Consider the following 19,518-nt stretch of genomic DNA (forward strand, 5'->3'; position numbering starts at 1 on the left):
ACTTATTTTTAACTGATATAATCCGTTGTTTAAATTTATACAAATGAAAATAGTAAAACGAATTTTAAAAATTGTCTTCGCTCTCATCGGCTTGCTTGTGCTAGTAGGAATCATTACACTTTGGATTGATTCATCAGGCACAAATTATCTCGAGATTAATAAGAATGAATCAATATCTAGTAATTCTTATCTCATTAAGAACGTCAATGTGATTCCAATGAATCAGGACACTGTTTTAGTTGGTAAAATGGTGTACATAAAAGAAGGAATTATCGAAAAGATTGCAAACACTATTGAAGTCGAAGGCATCGAAATTATTGACGGAGACGATAAGTATCTCACCCCAGGACTTATCGATATGCACGTGCATGTGTGGGACAGATATGAACTCGGGCTTTACCTATCAAATGGTGTAACAGCCGTTCGAAATCTTTGGGGCATGCCGATGCATTTAAGAATTAAAGAAGATGTAATGGAAGAAAATATTTTTTCACCAGCGTTTTTTACAACAGGACCAAAACTAACAGGCTCAGAATTCATTGGTGATGACAACTTAAATCTAAATACTCCGAGTGAAGCTAAAGACAAGGTGATTTCATATAAAGACAGAGGTTACGATTTCATTAAAACCTATTATGGATTGGATAAAGCAGTTTTTGATGCAGTGATTGAACAAGCCAAAATTTCTGAAATGGATATCGTTGCTCACCCTTCTCAAAAAGTACCATTTTCATATCATTTGAATTCACAGATCAAATCCATTGAACATGCCGAAGAAATTGTACAGCAACCTTTGCAGTTTGATTTAGATTCCATTAAGCTTCAATCTGTTGTTGATTCTATTTCAGAGTTTAAACACACAAGGTATTCCCCTACCCTTGTTGTATTCAACAATATCTATCAAATGATGATGAATGATTCAATTTTAGATTCAGATCCATTGAATTATATGAATCCACTCATTAAAATGGACGATAGCAAAAAACAATTCGATCGGTGGTATAATGCCAAGAAAGAGGATCCTACAACTGTTGAAAGGATTAAAAGTCAGCATGACTTCCATGTAACTATTGTTAAAAAACTTCATGAAGCAGGAGTCCCTATAATTTGTGGAACTGATGCAGGAATTGGCGTTACGCTTCCAGGGTTTTCAATTCATAAAGAACTGGCCTTTTACAAAGAAGCTGGCCTTTCCAATTACGAAGTTTTGAAAACCGCTACTGTAAATGCTTCCCAAACGCACGCAATGATGAACCAACTTGGAACTATTGAAGAAGGCAAGATGGCCAACTTGTTATTAGTGGATAAAAACCCACTTGTTTCATTGTCTGCACTTAAAAATCCCACCTATGTTTTTGTAAAGGGCCGAAAATTAAATAGAGCGGCTTTAGATTCTTTTAATGAAAAAGCAAAAAATCGAAAGAATTTAATGGCTACTGCGCTTAGGTATTTGGAAAACTTAATCATTGAAAAATAAACTACTGCTGAAAATGTATATGAAATCAGAAAAATTAAAATAAGAATTAATAGAAAGGCTTATTTGCATCATAATTTATATAACTTCGTCATAATTTCCAATCTATCATCAAACTTTATACTTAAGGCTACATAAGGGTTTAGAAACGCATTGCTTCTTGATAGATCTTTGTAGAAGCAAAAAAAGTGTGCCATTAACGATAAAAATTAAAGTGTAATAAATCCCACTAACCGCTCATCATAATATTTTAAATACATCAATCATAATCATCAATCAAAAAAACGAACAGTATATGTTTTTCAAATCAAAAGAAGGAAAAGAAAAAATCTTATCCCTGTACAATCAAAAGTTAAATGATCTGAATATCGACTATTCAGAAGAATCGGTAGAAACAAAATTTGGAGCTACAAATGTTATTATTACGGGCAACACAAAAAACCCACCTCTACTCCTTATCCATGGCACTGGAGGGTGCGCACCTCTAATTTTAGAATCGTTCCCCAATTTATCTTCAAAATATTGTGTTTATGCAATTGACGTACTTGCCCAACCTAATAAAAGTGCTGAAAATAGATTTGATATGAAGTCCCTAGAGTATGGAGAATGGTTAACAGAAGTTATAATTTTACTAGGGTTAAACGATGTTACTTTAGTAGGGTTTTCATTTGGAGGCCTTATTTCGCTAAAGACTTTAGAACTTAACGAAAGACTCATAAAACACGTTTATTTAATAGCGCCAGTTTACATCGTAAATGGTAACCCTCTTGTAGGATTGTTTAAGATGTTTATTCCTTTAAAGAAATTCATAAAAACGAATAATGATAACTATCTAAAAAAAGTCATTAAAGCTCTTTTTAGTGAGGCTGATGATTTTGCCATCCAATTCATGGGGACTACTTTTCAAAATTGCAATATGGATTTTTCTCCTTTGCCAATTATCTCTAAGCAGTCAGCAAAATATATAACAACTCCAATTACCATTATAGCAGCAGAAAAAGACATCATGTTTCCAGGCAGAAAAATGATAAAACGAGCTAAACGAATTTTTCCATCACTACATGACATCGTCTTGCTAGAAGATTCAAAACATGTTCCGAGTGATAAAAATTTTAAAACAATAGAGGATTTAATAATAGGTAAAAACAAAATAAAATGATCACAGAGATTAAATCCTTAAAATTCCCCAAACCAAAGATAATTTCAATAAATGGAATTGAGTTAGAAGTATTTGAAGCAGGTAAAGAAAATATGGGCAATCCAATTGTTCTTTGTCATGGCTTTCCCGAACATGCTTTTTCATGGCGTTATCAAATCCCAGCGCTTGCTGAAGCTGGTTATCATGTCATTGTTCCAAATCAAAGAGGCTATGGTAATTCATCTTGCCCTAAAGAAGTAACAGCATATAATATAACAAATTTAACAGGTGATATGGTGGCTTTACTTGACTATTACAATTACAAAGATGCTGTTTTTGTGGGTCATGATTGGGGTGCAAATGTAGTTTGGAACCTTGCACTCTTACATCCAAAACGTGTCAATAAAATTATAAATCTTGCATTACCTTATCAAGAACGCGGTGAAAAACCATGGATTGAATTTATGGAAGCGTTTTTTGGAGACGATTTCTATTTTGTTCATTTTAATAAACACCCAGGAGTTGCAGATGCTGTATTAGAGAACCATACAGAAAATTTTCTTCGTAATTTATTTCGTAAGAATGTACCTCTTGCACCACCAGAACCAGGCATGTTAATGATGAACCTTGCAAAAGCAGAAAAGCCTTTTGGTGAGCCTATTATGAACGACGTTGAGTTGTCTGTATTTGTAACGGCCTTTAAAAATTCTGGGTTTAATGGCGCTATAAATTGGTATAGAAACCTCGACCGAAACTGGCACATATTAGCAGATATAGACTCAATCATCAAACAGCCTACTCTTATGATCTATGGCAACCTAGATATGATTCCAAAATTTGAAAGGCTACAGAGTTTTGTTCCGAATTTAGATGTGATTAGTTTAGATTGTGGCCATCACATTCAACAGGAATTAGCGCAAGAAACAAATGAATCGATTTTAAAATGGTTGGCAAAATTTAATGGTTAAAAAAGAAATGGAAACAAGATTAGTAATTTATAGAGAGGGAGCAGAATTTGTTGAAGACTATAGACAAGCTAAATTTTGAATCCATTTAACAATTAATAATAAAAATAATAGAATGACCAAAGGATTAAAAATAGTATTGACAATAGTACTCATAACTGTCTTTCAAGAAATATCGGCACAATCAAAGTTGAATCAATCGAGTGAATTTCAAACTGAAATTATTGATACCGTATATTCAGAGACATTGAAAGAAAATCGTGAGTTTTGGGTTAAACTCCCTAAGAATTATAACCCAAATGATAATGTAAAATATCCTGTTGTTTATTTGTTAGATGGATTTTCTCTGAAAAAAAATTTAGAAGCAGTTTATGACAATTATTGGGGACATTATTTGCCTCATATGATTCTAATTGGAATTTCTAACAAAACTGACAGAATACGGGACTTGACTACTTCACAGATTAAAATGAGGCGTGGGCAGGCAATGAATGCAGCTACTGGTGGTGCTGAAAACTTTAGCCACTTTATTGAAAAAGAACTAATCCCATACATTGACAATAAATATCCAACCACGGCCTATCGTACCTTAATTGGGCATTCTTATGCCGGTTTGTTTACGGTAAATATGTTGGTTAATCATAAGCATCTCTTTCAAAACTATATAGCCATAGATCCAAGTTTGGATTGGGACGACCAAAAATTATTGAAGGAGGCAAAAGAAAAGCTGAGTTCAGAAAGTTATAAAGGTAAATCTCTTTATGTGTCTTTAGCAGCAGAACAGCTACACATGTGGGATGAAGAAATAACCATGGAGAATATTATGGACGACGCTTCAGAATTCACTTTGTTTGCACGTTCAATCGTTGACTTTTCAACTTTTGCGACCTCTCAAAAACAGAGTGGATTAAATTTCTCATGGAAGGTGTACAATGAAGATTTACATGGTACTGTTCCGCTCCCAACGATGAGAGATGGATTGATTTTTCTTTTTAAATGGTACCAGTTTAAATCTCCGCAAAAATATAATAATCCTGAAACGACAGTAGAAGAATTGGTTAAGCTATTGGAAAAACAAGAAGAAATCTATTCAACGCATTTCGGTTATCCCTTCCCTCCAATGATTGAGGAAATGTTTAGTGGCTATGGCTATATGAATTTAGAAATGGGGCAACCTGAAAAAGCATTTACGTTTTTCAAATCTAATATTGATTATTACCCCAACAGCGCAAGTGCCTATAATTCAATGGCAGACTATTATGAAGCTCAAAATGATATTACTAATGCCGTTAAATATGTAACTAAAGCTTTTGAAATAAGTGGTGACGATCTCTACAAGAAAAAAATCGAGGAACTTAAAAGAAAATAACAAAATCTAATTTTATATGATTAGTGGTAGATTATAGGTCTTAAAGGAAACTACCAAGCAATCTGCCACTTAACATAAAATTTATCGTTAGCACTTATTTGAGAAAAAAAAATGAAACGATTATTAAAATTCATAGATAAGAATATTTCGGGCAAAAGGGTTTTAGGACTTTTTATTTTGACCAATCTTGTTTACACTTTTATGCTGACTGTCACCATTCCCAAAACAATGGAATTCTCTAACGGTATGAAATTATTGGATATGATGCCCACAGGATATGATTTGAATTATGTAAGCGAATTATTCACTTCGCTTGGAGAAAATGGACGTTTGACGTATCTGACCAATCAAATACCTGTGGATATGATTTACCCACTGCTATTTGGACTTTCTTACTGTCTGCTCTTGGGTTATTTCTTGAAAAAATTGAACAAATTAAATTCCGCATATAGTTATCTCTGCGTAATACCGATAATTTCTGGAATTGCAGATTATTTGGAAAATATCGGAATCATCACAATGCTTAAAAACTATCCCGAATTGAAAGAGACTGCAGTGCATACAACTAATATATTTTCAGTTATAAAGAGCATTTCAACAAGTATATTTTTTATTGCATTGATAGTAGTCTTAATAACACTTGGAATTAAAGTATTAAACAGAAAAAAAAGTGCTAACACCGTATAAAATTAATTGCTTGTTTTAGCCAATTTACGAAAGTCCTCGATGACTTTCTATCTGTGATTTATTTGTTAAATCAGGTGCTTAAACACGCAACGAATATTATACATAACCGTTACCAAACATATAAAGCAAACTATGAAAAATTTAACATTTGTAATTTTATATATTCTTCTTTCAGGAGTTCAAACCACATTTGGACAGAATGAAACAGATATTATAGTAGGAAGTAAGTTCGTTATTAAATCTAATATTTTAGATGAAGAAAGAACCTGTTTAATAAGTCTTCCTGATTCATACAATAATTCATCTGAAGTTGATAAAAAATATCCAGTTATCATATTATTGGATGGATATACTCATTTTAAAACAGCATCTGGAATAGTACATTTTATGAGTTCTAATAGGAATCGAAACAATTTAATGCCTGAAAGTATTATTATAGCCATAGAGAATGTTGACCGAGAACGAGATTTTACAGTTACAAAAATTAAGACCAAACGACCGAATAATATGGGAGGTGGAAGAAATTTTTTGAATTTCATTGAGAAAGAACTAGTGCCTTATGTTGATAAAAAGTATAAGACAGAGCCGTTTAGAACTCTTGTTGGGCACTCTTTAGGAGGACTACTTACACTAAATTCCTATATGGATGAAAACAGCGTATTCAATGCTTACATTTCTATAGACCCAAGTATTTGGTGGAATGAGGAGATGATGAAAAACAAAGTTGATTCTATTTCCTCAATATCATTAGATAAAAAACTTTATATCGCTACTGCCAATCAAGGAGAGGCTAATTACGAAAGGAATAAACAAAGACACGACTCTCTCTATACTTTAATAACAAAGAAATCGAATAAACCTCTAAATATCGAAATAGAATATTTTGAAAAAGAAAACCATCGCTCTGTACCATTAGTAGCTTTATACGAAGGGTTAAAATATATTAATCAAGAGGAATGATTTCGAAGCTAGTAATATCAACAAATACGTTTGGCAACACCGTATATAATTTATTGCTGGCTTTTTGCCTACTTGCGAAAGTTCTTGCGGACTTTCTTGGTCGGTAATTAGTTGCTTAAAACACGCTACAAACCATATACAATCACGTTGTGTGCCATTAGGGCAAAACTGTAACAATTAATATTTTAAAGAGTCCGAATTGGTATAAAATAATAAAAATAAATCATCTATGATTGCAAATACAGAACAGAAAAATTTAATTAAGACCGCTAGAATAACTGGCTTATGGTATTTAATGATGGCTATTACAGGAACTCTAGGGTTTATGGTCTTTCATTCTCAAATATTTGTGTCTGGTAATCCTGAACAAACGCTAACAAATTTAGTAGAATTAGAATCTACAGCAAGAATTAGGTTGCTATTAGAATTTGGTATAGTAATTTCTCAGGCTCTTACCGCAGTTTGGTTTTTCAAATTATTTAAAGATAATTATGAATGGGAAGCTTGGACTCTAGGTATATGGGGAATGGTAAATGCTTTAGCTATTATGATAAGTGCAATTTCAATGGCCTCAGCAATAGGCATTGTAAATTCTGATATAAGTGCTATGGAAAATAAAGTTTTACTAATTCAGGTTTTTCAACATATAATTTCTAATGCCTGGGGTATTGGTGGTCTTTTCTTTGGACTTTGGCTGTTTCCTATGGGATACATAGTTATCAAATCTAAAAGAATGCCCATCTGGTTGGGAAGAGTTATTGTTTTAGGTGGTATTGGCTATGTATTAAGTACCTTAATCCACTATGCAGGCATTGATTTTAGCTTCAATGAATATCTTACGCTACCGGCAACCATTGGTGAATTTTGGATGATAGGTTATTTACTAATTTTTGGCATAAGACCTAGCTATAAGTAAAATTAAACAAAAAATGTTAAATAAAAGTTTTGAAAAAGCAAAAGAGCAAAGCAAATTATTAGAAAATGATTTGTATAAGAATCCTCATAAGTATCGCGTATTAACGGGAGATAGACCTACAGGTAATTTGCATCTTGGACACTATTTTGGCTCAATTATAAACCGATTAAAATTACAAAGCTTAGGAATTGAGACTTATATTTTAATTGCAGATTATCAAGTGTTGACAGATAGAAATGTTTTTAATGAAATTTCAAAATTCACCTATGAACTAACTTTGGACTATTTAGCCTGTGGATTAGACCCTGAAAATTATAAAACTCATATTTTTCCACATAGTCATATTCCTGAACTAAATCAACTAACTATTCCATTTCTGACATTAGTTTCCAGTTCAGAATTAAACAAAAATCCAACTGTTAAAGAAGAAATTACTGCTTCAGGACTGAGTAATATTAATGCAGGAATGTATATCTATCCAGTTCACCAAGCTGCTGACATTTTGTTTTGTAAGAGTAATGTGGTCCCTGTTGGAAAGGATCAATTACCTCATATAGAATTAACTCGGAAAATCGCAAAGCGCTTTAATACCAAATTAAATAAGAATATTTTTACAGAACCAGTTGCACTTTTTACTGATACCCCTACTATTCTTGGGTTAGACGGTATTCAAAAAATGAGTAAAAGTCGCAACAATTCAATTATGATAAAGTCAACCGCTGATGAAACAGTAAAACTAATAAAATCTGCCAAAACTGATTCAAGTCGTTACATATCTTACGACCCCGAAAACAGACCAGAGGTTTCCAACTTACTTAAGTTAGCTTCCTTATGTTCAGATATAAGTCCAACAGATATAGCTGATAAAATTGGCGACCAAGGTGCAGGAAAACTTAAACAGCTAACAGCAGAAGCTATAAACACATATTTTGAGTCTATTCGAAAAAAAAGAATAGAGCTTGAAAAAAATAAAGACTATGTCAGAGATATTTTGCTTAAAGGTATAAGCAAAGCGAGAGAAACCGCTATTGAAACTTTAAGTGAAGTCACTGAAGCAATGAATATGAAGATATAATGGCACTACCCACAATTTAATAACAAATAACTTATGAAATTTTGATAGTAAAAAAATTAGAGAATACAACATTTGATATAATCGTTGATTGTTTTTTAAGGTCTTTCGAGAATTACTATGTTAAAGTTCCAACTGACAAAAATTATTATAAAGAGAGATGGAAAATATCAAAAGTTGATTATGCTCTTTCTTATGGAATGTTTGATGGAGATAAATTAGTTGGATTTATAATTAACGCCATAGATAAACGTAATGGAGAAAAAATAGCCTTTAATACCGGAACAGGTGTACTTCCAGAATATAGAGGAAGAAGAATAGTTAAATCGATTTACGATTTTGCTATACTAGATTTAAAAATAAATGGAGTTACAAAATGTTCATTAGAGGTAATCATTGAAAATACTAAAGCAATAAAATCTTATCAAAGAATTGGATTCGAAATTTGTAAAACATTTAATTGCTTCAGTGGAGAAATTAAATTAATCTCAAATGCTAAAATTGAGATGAATAAAGTTGACTATAATACTTTTGATTGGGGAAAATTACCTAATCAAAATTTATATTCTTGGGATTTTAACTTAGAAGTAATTAAAAACGGAGATTACGATTACTATCAAATTACAAAGGATAATTTTCTTGAGTCTTTTTTTGTTGTAAACCCCAAAAATGAATATTTAGCACAATTTGAGATTTTAAAAGAAAGTGATGACTGTTGGAATAGATTATTTAAAGGGATAAAAGAAGTATCAAACTCAATAAAAATAATAAATGTTGATACAAGATTAAACGAGAAAATAAATTTCATCAATTCAATTGGATTATCGAATACTGTTAATCAATATGAAATGGAAATGAATATATAAACTGTAGCCAACACCCTGCATAATTAATGGCTATTTAGAGGCTACTTACGAAAATCCTCACAGATTTTATATTCAGTTTTTATTTGCTAAATTAAGTGCTTAAACACGCCACTAATCATACACGAAAACCGTTGCCATTAATTAAAAACTGCAACAGTTTAATTAATTTATAGTCTTTCAATAAAATTTCAAAAATGAATAGAATAAAAACTCTAAAATTTCAAAAATGAATACAATAAAAACTCTCTTTTTTCTAATATCAATAATCTTTTTCACAAACTGTCAAAACAAAAACAATCCGACGGTAAAGTATTTGTCTGAAACAACAATAAACCAAATAGACACATTGATGAAAGTGTCATTTGATCGTGGATTATTCAACGGGAATATCCTTATTGCAAAAGACAATAACATTATATATCAAAATGAATTTGGATATTCAGATGCCTCTAGATCAAAAAAACTTAGTAGAAACTCAATATTTAACATTGGTTCTATAGCAAAAGAATTCAACGCTGTTGCGATAATGATTTTAAAAGAAAGAGGGTTACTTAATTTGGATGATAAAATCTCAAATTTTGAATTGCAATTACCAGAATGGTCAAATACCATTAGAATTAGGCATCTACTTCAATATACTAGTGGACTGCCAAGAATCAACTGGAACAATATTAAAAATGACAACGATATCTATAACGAATTAAAAAATATTAAACATCTAAGTTTTAAACCTGGCACAGATTACTTGTACAGTAACAATAATGTTTTTCTACAAAGAAGAATTGTTGAACAAGTATCTGGAATGAGTTTTAATGATTTCATTAAAAAAAACCTACTTATTCCTGGTGGTATGACAAATACTATTATTGACGCGGATACTCAAAACCCTGAATTAGTAACCGCATTTAATAATGCTTTTGTAAATGATAGAGCAATGGATATTGAATTCTCTGGATGGGTAAACCCTACTGCAAATGATATGTATAAATGGATAATCAACTTACATTCAGGACAGTTTATATCTGATAAATCGTTAATTACTTTATTTGATTCGCATTCTAAGGAGAGTTCTTCTGCTTTAGGAATTGGTGTCATTGAGAATGACACTTTGCTAATTCATCAACATCATGGATCATCTTTCAATTATGAATCTTTTATCCATTATAATGTGAAAGAAGATTTATCAATCGTTTTAATGACAAATAATAAAAACCGTAAGCTTCGAGAAATAACTGATGCAGTCGAAAATATTTTAAAAGGCAATTCCTTTTCAATACCACAGAAGTCTATTTATTTCGCAATTAGAGAAAAATGTTATGATAATGCTAATGAGGGAATTCAGTTATATAAAAACTTAAAAAAGCAAAATTTTTCTGAATTTAATTTTTCGGATGAAAATGAATTAAATCAACTTGGCTATGATTTGATTAAGAAAGGTCAAATAGAAGAGGCTATTAGCATTTTTACATTACTTATCTCAGAATTCCCAAATTCATCAAATGCATTTGATAGTATGGGCGAAAGTTATTTCTTAAATGACCAATTTGAATTATCAAAAATAAGCTATCAAAAATCTTTAGAACTCAATCCTGAAAATACAAATGCAGAAGAAATGATAAACAGAATTGAAAAAATAAATGTAAAAACAAACTAATGGCAACAAAGATGGATATAAAAAAAAGAGTAATCCTCTGCTGAGACTATAATGATGAGAGACAATATTTAAGTCATAAATTCTCTTGTCTTCAATTAGTATTTTTTTTGCAATTAATCCAAGCCTTAAATATTTCATAGCTTAAATTCTTAAAATTAATAACAAACGCTTATCGCTTCTTATTCGCGCTCATGTATTTCTTTTTTCTATTTTTAAAGAAAATACGTTGCTTTGTTATTCATATGAGTTTAAGTTATATCAAGAAAATATCAAAAACCCGTTTGTATTGGCTTTGCCAATTGATGGGCTGGTGCTTGGTGTCAACTTATTGGGCATACACCGTATATACCAGAGATAATTATGGAATTTTATATACATTTTTAAATTATGTTTTAGATGTGGCAATTGGAATTTTCTTAACACATGTGTATAGAATATATGCATTAAAAGCTAACTGGAGTCAATTGCCAATTAAAAAGTTACTTATTCGTGTTATTCCAAGTATCCTTTTGTTAGCGCTTCTATACGTGTTAATAAACAACTTAAAATGGTATACGTATTGGACTTTTATTGCAGGCGAGGATAAAAATTTCTTTGAAGCCATCATGTACTGGGATCCAATTTTACTTACAGGACTTAGACTAATGTCTATTTGGATATTGGCCTATCACTTGTATCATTACTATCAAAAAGAAGTGGTTACGGCAAGAGAGAATGCGCAACTTTCCTTAATCGCAAAACAAGCCCAGTTAGATAATTTATCAGCGCAATTAAATCCACATTTCTTATTCAATTCTTTAAATTCTATTAAATCATTAGTCATCGAAAACCCTAACGTTGCCAGAAGAGCTATTGATTTATTATCAGATTTATTGCGGTCATCCTTATATGAAAAAGACAAAGATCTAATTAACATTGAAAATGAATTGGCTTTAGTTTATGATTACATTGAATTAGAAAAGCTGCGTTATGAAGAACGACTGCAACTCAAAACGAATATTGATGAAAGCCTTATTAATTATAAGATTCCCACCTTAAGTATTCAGTTGTTAATCGAAAACGCCATTAAACATGGCATCGATTTAAAAGTTGATGGTGGCGTTATTAACTTAAAAATTAAAAAGAAGGATAGTCATATTCATATTACGGTTGAGAATCCTGGTGTACTTAATGAAAACAAAAGTGGTGGCTTAGGTTTAGAAAACTTAAAAAAACGCTTAGAAATTCAATATAAAGGTCAAGCTAATTTGAGTTTAACAGCGACTGAAAGTAATCAGGTCTGCGCAGAACTAATAATTCCAATGCATATAAACGATGAAAAGATTTAAAACCATAATCATTGATGATGAACGTTTAGCAAGAGAAGAAGTAAAACGTGCATTAGAAAAACATAAAGAGTTTGAAATTATAGGCGAAGCCAGTCATGTAGATGAAGCCATAACTTTAATTGAAGACTTACAACCAGACCTGTTGTTTTTAGATATTCATATGCCTGGGAAATCTGGGTTTGATTTACTGGAAGAACTAACAAATGTGCCTGACGTTGTTTTTACAACGGCCTATGATCAATATGCTGTAAAAGCGTTTGAGATGAACGCTTTAGACTATTTGGTAAAGCCTTTAAGAGATGAACGTTTTTCTAAAACTATTGAAAAGGTAAAGGAAGAATTGTCGCATAGGGTAAAATTAGAGCCTATCACCTTACCGATGCATCAAAAGATATTTATAAAAGATGGTGAAAAATGCCATTTTATTCCACTAACAGATATTTATTTTATTGAATCATTAGAAAATTATGCACGACTTTATTTTGGTTCGGATAAAGCAATGATAAAGCGTTCTTTAAATTTATTAGCAGAAAAATTAGACCCTAAAGTCTTTTTCCGTGTGAATCGTAGTCAAATGATTAACATACATTACATCAAAGAGATTCACCCCTACTTCAATAATAAATTACAAATTATATTAACTACTGGTGAAAAAGTAGAAGTGTCTAGCAGGCAGTCCGTTAAGTTTAAAAACTGGAATAGTTTATAAAGAGAAAATCGCTAAGCTTTCTAACGTTCATTGACATTTATTTACGCTCATGTACTTTTGCTTTTTTGATAGAATTAGATGCCTTTACTTTGTACTATTATTAATTTAAAAGTCTTATTATGAAGTATTTAAAAGTAGTATTTGAAATAGTAAAAATCGTATATCTAGTGCTGATTTCAGTGTTAATATCTTGTAATGAAAATACAGTTTCAGTAGCAGAACAACCAACCTTAACCGATTATAGTGTTGGAGAACAATGGACTTGGAAATATAAAGGCGTAACCACTGAAGGCGAAGTACGTTCAGAAGGCGAAGACAAAAGGGAAATAGTTAATATGGATGGTGACTTAGGTATGGTCATTGCAAAAGACACGATTCCAGTTTCAGACATTGTAAAGCCAGAAGAAAGCGAAACACCAAGATATAAATGGCCTTTAGAAGTCGGTAAAACATGGCGATATGAAAAAAACTGGACAAGTCAAGATGGTACCACAGGAACACAAAGTCAAGATGCAAAAGTGTTATCCTACAAAGAAGAAACAGTAGACGCTGGAACCTTTATGGCTTATACCATAGAATACAAGGGAACGGTTTCTAATTCTAGAGGATACAACGCACAAACTGATGAAGTTTGGTTGTATGCACCAGAACTAAAAAACTTTATTAAAATGACGCAAACTCAAGACGGCTTTTTGTACAATGAAGAGTTAATCCAGTACATAGACCCAAATAGGAAATAGTTAGTTTTTTATCAATTTTCAAACGTAAAACAATGAAAAAATTAGTCCTGATATTATTTTTATTCGCAATTAGCGTTACTTCTTTTGCACAAGAATTGCCATTTAAAAAGGTGAAACTATCAGATTCAGTAGCGCTTGAAAACCAAATGCAGCAATTAGCAAGACAATGTGACATTCAAAATTTATCAGCAATAGACCAGTTTAAGTTCCAGGTAATAAGAGGTGAATATAAAAACGCATTAACTTCAATAAAAAAAAGAATAGCAGAAACACCAAGAGATCAACGACAGTATTTAGATGTATACGTGCATTATGTAGAGGCAAAGCTTTATAAGAATTTTAAAGATGCGTTTAAAAACTCTTACAGAAAATACGTAAAGAATTCTGATGACATACAAGTTATTAATTTAAACAAATTCCTTATAGTTAGAGACCCAACTGATTATTACGTTAGTAATTTTAATACCACGTATACTAGTATTGAATCTGAAAAGATATCCCAGGCTACTGCTATAGATGTAGTAAAAAAGTACTTTTTAAAAACAGTCTTTTCAGAAACTAGAGCAATATACTTTAGTGAAATTAAACAAGATCATAAACGTAGATATGTCATAAATGATAGTATCGTCATTCCTATGAAAGATGGTGCCGAAGTTTCAATTGTAGTAGTTCAACAAAAGGGGAATTCAACAACTAAAAAATCAGCCATATTAGTGTCTTCCATTTACGCAGGAACCAATGAAGCTGCCGCTATGTTATCAGCATCAAAAGGCTATATAGGCGTTATTACCAATACAAGAGGAAAGAGATTGAGTCATAGCGACATCAAACCTCTTGAATATGAGCATACTGATGTTTATGAAGTCATTGATTGGATTAGTAAGCAATCCTGGTCCAATCAAAAGGTAGCCATGTTTGGAGGTAGTTACAATGGTTTTACACAATGGGCTTCTATGAAACACAAGGTGCATCCTGCTTTAAAAACCATTGTGCCCATGGTGGCTATTGCACCAGGAATTGATTACCCGATGGAGAATAATATACTGCATAATTACTCATATTCCTGGAATTTTTATGTAACCAATAACAAATTTTTAGATTTTGAAGCTTCAAATGATTTTAAGCGTTGGAATACATTAAAAAACACCTGGTACAAAACAGGAGTAGCATTTAACAAGTTAGATAGTTTAGATGGACAGACAAATACATTATGGAATACGTATATGCAACATACTAGTTATGATGAGTATTGGAAGAACATGATTCCATATAAGCAAGAGTTTGCAAAAATTGACATTCCTGTTTTAACCATTACTGGTTATTATGATGACTCACAACGAGGCGCCATGTATTATTACAATCAACATCATGAATATGCTAAAAATCCAAATCATTATTTGTTAGTTGGGCCTTATGACCATTGGACTGCACAAACGAAACCTGAAGAAAGTCTAAGAAATTACAAATTAGACAAAGCGGCTTTAATAAACATTGAAGAAAATGTTATTTATCAATGGTTTGATTACATTTTAAACGGAAAAGCAAAACCGAGTATTTTAAAAGATAAAGTCAACTTTCAGGTAATGGATACAAATACTTGGATGCACAAACCAAGTTTAAGCGCTATGACAAATGATACTTTACAGTTTTATTTAAGTGCTGATAAAACCAACGATTTTTATGCTTTAAAACCGAAAGCAAATAATTCAGAGATTCAAATGTCTATTGATTTTAAGGATCGAAAAAGTATGACTAACACAGACTATTATCCTTGGCCATTAAAAAAGGAGAATATCAATTTAAAAGATGGTTTAATTTTTAAATCTGAACCTTTAAAAGAAGATGTAATCATTAACGGTTCTTTTTTCGGGAATCTTGAATTTTCAATAAATAAAAAAGATGTTGATTATTCTGTAATCGTATATGAATTGACACCAGAAGGGAACTATTTTCATTTAAGTTATTATATTGGAAGAGGGAGCTATGCTAAAGATCGAGAACAAAGAAATTTATTGATGCCGAATCAAAAGACGCGAGTGTCTTTCGACAATTCGAAACTAATCAGTAAAAAATTAGAAAAAGGGAGTCGCATTGTAGTGGTGGTTAATGTCAATAAAAACAATAATGCTCAAATTAATTATGGTACAGGAAAGGATGTGAATAAAGAAAGTATTAAAGATGCTGAAGTACCATTAGACATAACTTTTACAGGACAAAGTAGCATTTCCCTACCAATATATAAATATAGCCAAACGAAGCTTGATTAAATTGATACCTTAATAGCTCTCAAAAGAGGTTTTTTTATAATTTTTCTAATTACCCTGTAATAATTCTTAATTTAAGACACTAATCAACAAAAACAGCACTATTGAGTAGCGATTTTTATAAATCATCCATTTTACCTTTTGCTGGAATAATTATCAAATTATGTCGAGCGTATACTAACTCGCAAGAAGATTTTGAAGATTATTACCAAGAAGTGTGTTTACAAATCTGGAGAAGTAAAGACAATTTCCGTGAAGAATCGCAATGGAGTACTTGGGTATATCGTATTTCATTAAACGTTTGTTTAACCTTACTCAAGAAAAAGAAAAATAATGTTCAGCATTTTGTGTCTGATTCTATAACTGTTGAAGAAACCGAAGACAATTACGCGTTTTCAGACGAATCTCTAAATTTATTATATGATGCCATAAGAAAACTATCGGAAATAGATAGAGCCGTTATCATGCTTTATTTGGAAGAAAAATCGCAAAAGGAAATCGCTGAAATTATAGGAACGAACCCAAATAATATTGGTGTACGTGTTAAAAGAATTAAAACTAGATTAAAAAAATTATTAGATGGAAAAATCAATTGAAAACATTTGGAAAGAAGGTTTTCTCAAGAGCGACGCACTAGTAGCACCAAAAATAAACAATCTTTACAACCAAAAATCAATTCATATCATTGATAAATTTAAAAGAATGTTTAAAATAAATTTGATTGCCATTGTGGCATTCTCGTTTGCTTTTTTAGTCGTCTCTTTCATTATAGGAATTCCAATAACAGGTATCATATTTTTTGTTACTCTTTCAGTTCTTGTTTTTATTAATAAGAGGTTATTAAACGATTTAGAGAAAATCGATATAGGTATAAGCAGTTATCAATACTTAAAAGCATTTAACCAATGGATAAACAAACAGGTATCCATCAACAAGAGATTTTCAAGGTTTTTGTATCCAATTATATTCATGTCATTGGTTTTAGGCTTTTGGTTTAAAGATGCCGAAGGCATGCCTTTGGGTGAAAGACTTGTAGATGAAATACTTGTTGGTTTTCCAGACACCTATTTAATATTTGGAATCCCACTCATCGGAATTGTTATCGTGGCATTCATCTTGGTTTTGCTATTCCTTGTTGGAGGTCGAATTTATAAATGGGATTTAAACATTGTTTATGGAAGACTATTCAAAAAACTAGAAGAACTGATGACAGACATAGAAAGCTTAAGAAGTTAAACAATTGATAATAAGGTGTTTTGTTGTGGTTTTTTAAAATAAATAAATTTTAGGTGTAATATTTTTTGATTTGGGCCACTAACCAAGAAAACAGTAAAAATTATGACACTATTAAATGCAATTAACTTTTTTGAAAGTTTAAAAACTGAATCCTCTAAAAAATCTGAAATCAAGATTTATACACAATTTATTGATATTCTTAAAAAATTAGAAAATAGAGCATTCACCAATGATGACATTCAATCTATAGAAATAGAACTGGATAGCTTAAAACTAAACTCAAATCCAGACAACAGAAAACAATTCTTTAAAAACGCACTGAGTAAATTTGAGACCTATTTAAAGGACACCTTTTCTTTGACTTCCCAAGGATACTATACAAACCTGAGTGTAACTTTAGGAATGTTATTCGGAGTTGTAGCTGGAATTCTAATAGGTGAGCGTTTTGAAAGGTCTTTAGGGATTTCCTTTGGCATTTGTATGGGACTATTTATTGGCGCATTTATAGGTCGCCGTAAGGACGCTCAAGCTAAAGAAGCTGGACACATGCTCTAATGTAAATCTAACTAAATCCCTCTTCAAATATCTTCGATTACTAAATTAGTAATACTATTTTTTAATACCACAAGGCTAACGAAAATTTGGTCTAGACATCATCAATCAAAATTTAACGGACATGAAAACAATAACAATTACCATACTTTTAATTTTACTCGCCATTACTACTGCACGTTCTCAAGATATTTCAGGACATTGGAACGGAACAACCAAAAGAGGCGATAAAGAAATCACCTTTGTTTTTAATATAAAACCAGAAAACGCTACGTATTCAACTTCTATGGATATTCCCACGTTTAGAATTGCTGGAATCAAACCATCAGCTACAACTTTTACAAATGGAAAGCTAATTATTGATGGCTCTAATGTTGGAATGAACTATACAGGAGTTTTTAATACTGAAGCACAACAATTTGAAGGCACTTACAAGGAAGGTGGCATAGAAATGGTCCTAAACTTAAAAAAAGGAACTATAAAAATAGAAGACTCTAGACGGCCGCAGGAACCTGTAAAACCCTACCCTTATTATGAAGAAGAAGTCGTTTTTAAAAATAATGAAGCGAACATATCATTAGCAGGTACTTTAACCTTACCCCATAAAAACGGAAAATTTCCAGTAGTTATTTTAATCAGTGGAAGTGGTCCACAAGACAGAGATGAAAGTTTTATGGGACACAAACCGTTTTTAGTGTTGTCAGATTATTTAACAAGACAAGGCATTGGTGTATTGCGTTTTGATGATCGTGGAGTTGGAGAATCTACAGGAAATTTTGGTAACGCAACCACGGAAGATTTTTCTAAAGACGTTTTAAGTGCCATCGCATACTTAAAAACTAGAAACGATGTAGATTTTAAAAATATAGGTTTGATGGGTCATAGTGAAGGTGGTATTATCGCTCCTTTAGCGGCTAATAACTCTAAAGATGTTGCTTTTATGGTGTTATTAGCTTCTACCGGAATTTCGGGAACAGAACTATCTGTAATGCAATCTAAAACATTGAGAGAATTTCCTGTCAAAGATGAGTTGGCTTATGAAAAAAACACCAGAAAAGCGATTGCAATTGTAACCTCTAATAAGGGCAAAACAGAAATTCAAAAAGAATTAACTAAACATTATAATGATTTTTTAAGACCCATTTTAACATCATTAAACGTACCAGAAAAGAATATCAATGCATTTATAGAAAGCCAACTTAAAACAAGTTTACAACCTTGGTCACGCTATTTTTTACAATACAACCCTGCTGATGAAATTGAAAAATTACAAATCCCAGTGTTGTCATTAAATGGCAGTAAAGACACGCAAGTAAATGCAAAAATTAATCAAGAAGCTATAAGGCAAGCACTAATCAAAGGCAAGAATAAAGATTATAAAATAGTAGAATTGGAAAACTTAAACCACTTCTTTCAGGAGTGTGAAACTGGAAAGATGGATGAATATAGAAAAATAGAACAAACATTTTCCCCAACAGCATTGAACGAAATAAAAAAATGGGTAAGAGAACATCTGAAATAAGATATAAAATACTTGTAGTAATCTCGTGAATAATTCATTACTAGTACTCACCTACTCATGAAAATC

At 31.6% G+C, this 19,518-nt stretch carries 18 protein-coding genes; all 18 read left to right on the forward strand.

All coding sequences use genetic code 11. From position 1 onward, the window contains the following. The first annotated feature begins 43 nt into the window (after positions 1-43). The 18 genes from HM990_RS09555 to HM990_RS09640 all read left to right on the forward strand — a co-directional run bounded on the left by HM990_RS09555 (position 44) and on the right by HM990_RS09640 (position 19,452). Positions 44-1,477, forward strand: coding sequence for an amidohydrolase family protein (locus tag HM990_RS09555; protein WP_178988718.1), 1,434 nt, complete (start codon positions 44-46; stop codon positions 1,475-1,477). A 292-nt stretch (positions 1,478-1,769) separates the two neighbouring features. Beyond that, positions 1,770-2,633: an alpha/beta fold hydrolase gene (locus tag HM990_RS09560; RefSeq protein ID WP_178988719.1), complete on the forward strand. Its 864-nt coding sequence runs from the start codon at positions 1,770-1,772 to the stop codon at positions 2,631-2,633. After that, the gene (locus tag HM990_RS09565; protein WP_178988720.1) at positions 2,630-3,580 is read left to right on the forward strand and encodes an alpha/beta fold hydrolase; all 951 of its coding nucleotides are present in this window, start codon (positions 2,630-2,632) and stop codon (positions 3,578-3,580) included. Before HM990_RS09560 ends, HM990_RS09565 begins: the two co-directional genes overlap by 4 nt. Before the next feature lie 112 nt (positions 3,581-3,692). Continuing rightward, a complete protein-coding gene (locus HM990_RS09570) occupies positions 3,693-4,946 on the forward strand; it encodes an alpha/beta hydrolase-fold protein (protein WP_178988721.1) in 1,254 nt (417 codons plus the stop codon). Positions 4,947-5,057: 111 nt separating this feature from the next. Further along, entirely contained in the window at positions 5,058-5,633 is a 576-nt protein-coding gene (locus HM990_RS09575) for a hypothetical protein (protein WP_178988722.1), read from the forward strand. Between the two features lie 132 nt (positions 5,634-5,765). Continuing rightward, positions 5,766-6,593 carry an alpha/beta hydrolase gene (locus HM990_RS09580; protein WP_178988723.1) on the forward strand — a complete coding sequence of 276 codons (828 nt, stop codon included), beginning with the start codon at positions 5,766-5,768 and terminating at the stop codon, positions 6,591-6,593. A 229-nt stretch (positions 6,594-6,822) separates the two neighbouring features. Next, positions 6,823-7,509 carry a DUF4386 domain-containing protein gene (locus HM990_RS09585; protein ID WP_178988724.1) on the forward strand — a complete coding sequence of 229 codons (687 nt, stop codon included), beginning with the start codon at positions 6,823-6,825 and terminating at the stop codon, positions 7,507-7,509. Positions 7,510-7,522: 13 nt separating this feature from the next. Then, on the forward strand, positions 7,523-8,584 hold the full coding sequence (gene trpS, locus HM990_RS09590) for a tryptophan--tRNA ligase (RefSeq protein ID WP_178988725.1): 1,062 nt from the start codon (positions 7,523-7,525) through the stop codon (positions 8,582-8,584). A 41-nt stretch (positions 8,585-8,625) separates the two neighbouring features. Further along, entirely contained in the window at positions 8,626-9,447 is an 822-nt protein-coding gene (locus tag HM990_RS09595; protein ID WP_178988726.1) for a GNAT family N-acetyltransferase, read from the forward strand. A 349-nt stretch (positions 9,448-9,796) separates the two neighbouring features. Next, positions 9,797-11,101, forward strand: coding sequence for a serine hydrolase (locus tag HM990_RS09600; protein ID WP_178988727.1), 1,305 nt, complete (start codon positions 9,797-9,799; stop codon positions 11,099-11,101). Between the two features lie 242 nt (positions 11,102-11,343). Continuing rightward, a complete protein-coding gene (locus tag HM990_RS09605) occupies positions 11,344-12,429 on the forward strand; it encodes a sensor histidine kinase (RefSeq protein WP_178988728.1) in 1,086 nt (361 codons plus the stop codon). After that, on the forward strand, positions 12,416-13,138 hold the full coding sequence (locus HM990_RS09610) for a LytR/AlgR family response regulator transcription factor (protein WP_178988729.1): 723 nt from the start codon (positions 12,416-12,418) through the stop codon (positions 13,136-13,138). Before HM990_RS09605 ends, HM990_RS09610 begins: the two co-directional genes overlap by 14 nt. Before the next feature lie 119 nt (positions 13,139-13,257). Further along, positions 13,258-13,878, forward strand: a complete 621-nt coding sequence (locus tag HM990_RS09615) for a hypothetical protein (protein ID WP_178988730.1) — start codon at positions 13,258-13,260, stop codon at positions 13,876-13,878. Between the two features lie 32 nt (positions 13,879-13,910). After that, a complete protein-coding gene (locus tag HM990_RS09620; protein WP_178988731.1) occupies positions 13,911-16,145 on the forward strand; it encodes a CocE/NonD family hydrolase in 2,235 nt (744 codons plus the stop codon). A 101-nt stretch (positions 16,146-16,246) separates the two neighbouring features. Continuing rightward, positions 16,247-16,738: an RNA polymerase sigma factor gene (locus tag HM990_RS09625; protein ID WP_178988732.1), complete on the forward strand. Its 492-nt coding sequence runs from the start codon at positions 16,247-16,249 to the stop codon at positions 16,736-16,738. Next, positions 16,722-17,378 (forward strand): hypothetical protein, encoded by a 657-nt coding sequence (locus tag HM990_RS09630; protein WP_178988733.1) that lies wholly within the window; start codon positions 16,722-16,724, stop codon positions 17,376-17,378. Before HM990_RS09625 ends, HM990_RS09630 begins: the two co-directional genes overlap by 17 nt. A gap of 102 nt (positions 17,379-17,480) precedes the next feature. Further along, positions 17,481-17,933: a hypothetical protein gene (locus HM990_RS09635; RefSeq protein ID WP_178988734.1), complete on the forward strand. Its 453-nt coding sequence runs from the start codon at positions 17,481-17,483 to the stop codon at positions 17,931-17,933. A 121-nt stretch (positions 17,934-18,054) separates the two neighbouring features. Then, a complete protein-coding gene (locus HM990_RS09640; RefSeq protein ID WP_178988735.1) occupies positions 18,055-19,452 on the forward strand; it encodes an alpha/beta hydrolase family protein in 1,398 nt (465 codons plus the stop codon). Positions 19,453-19,518 lie beyond the last annotated feature (66 nt).

This window comes from Winogradskyella schleiferi (genome assembly GCF_013394655.1).
Lineage (GTDB): Bacteria > Bacteroidota > Bacteroidia > Flavobacteriales > Flavobacteriaceae > Winogradskyella > Winogradskyella schleiferi.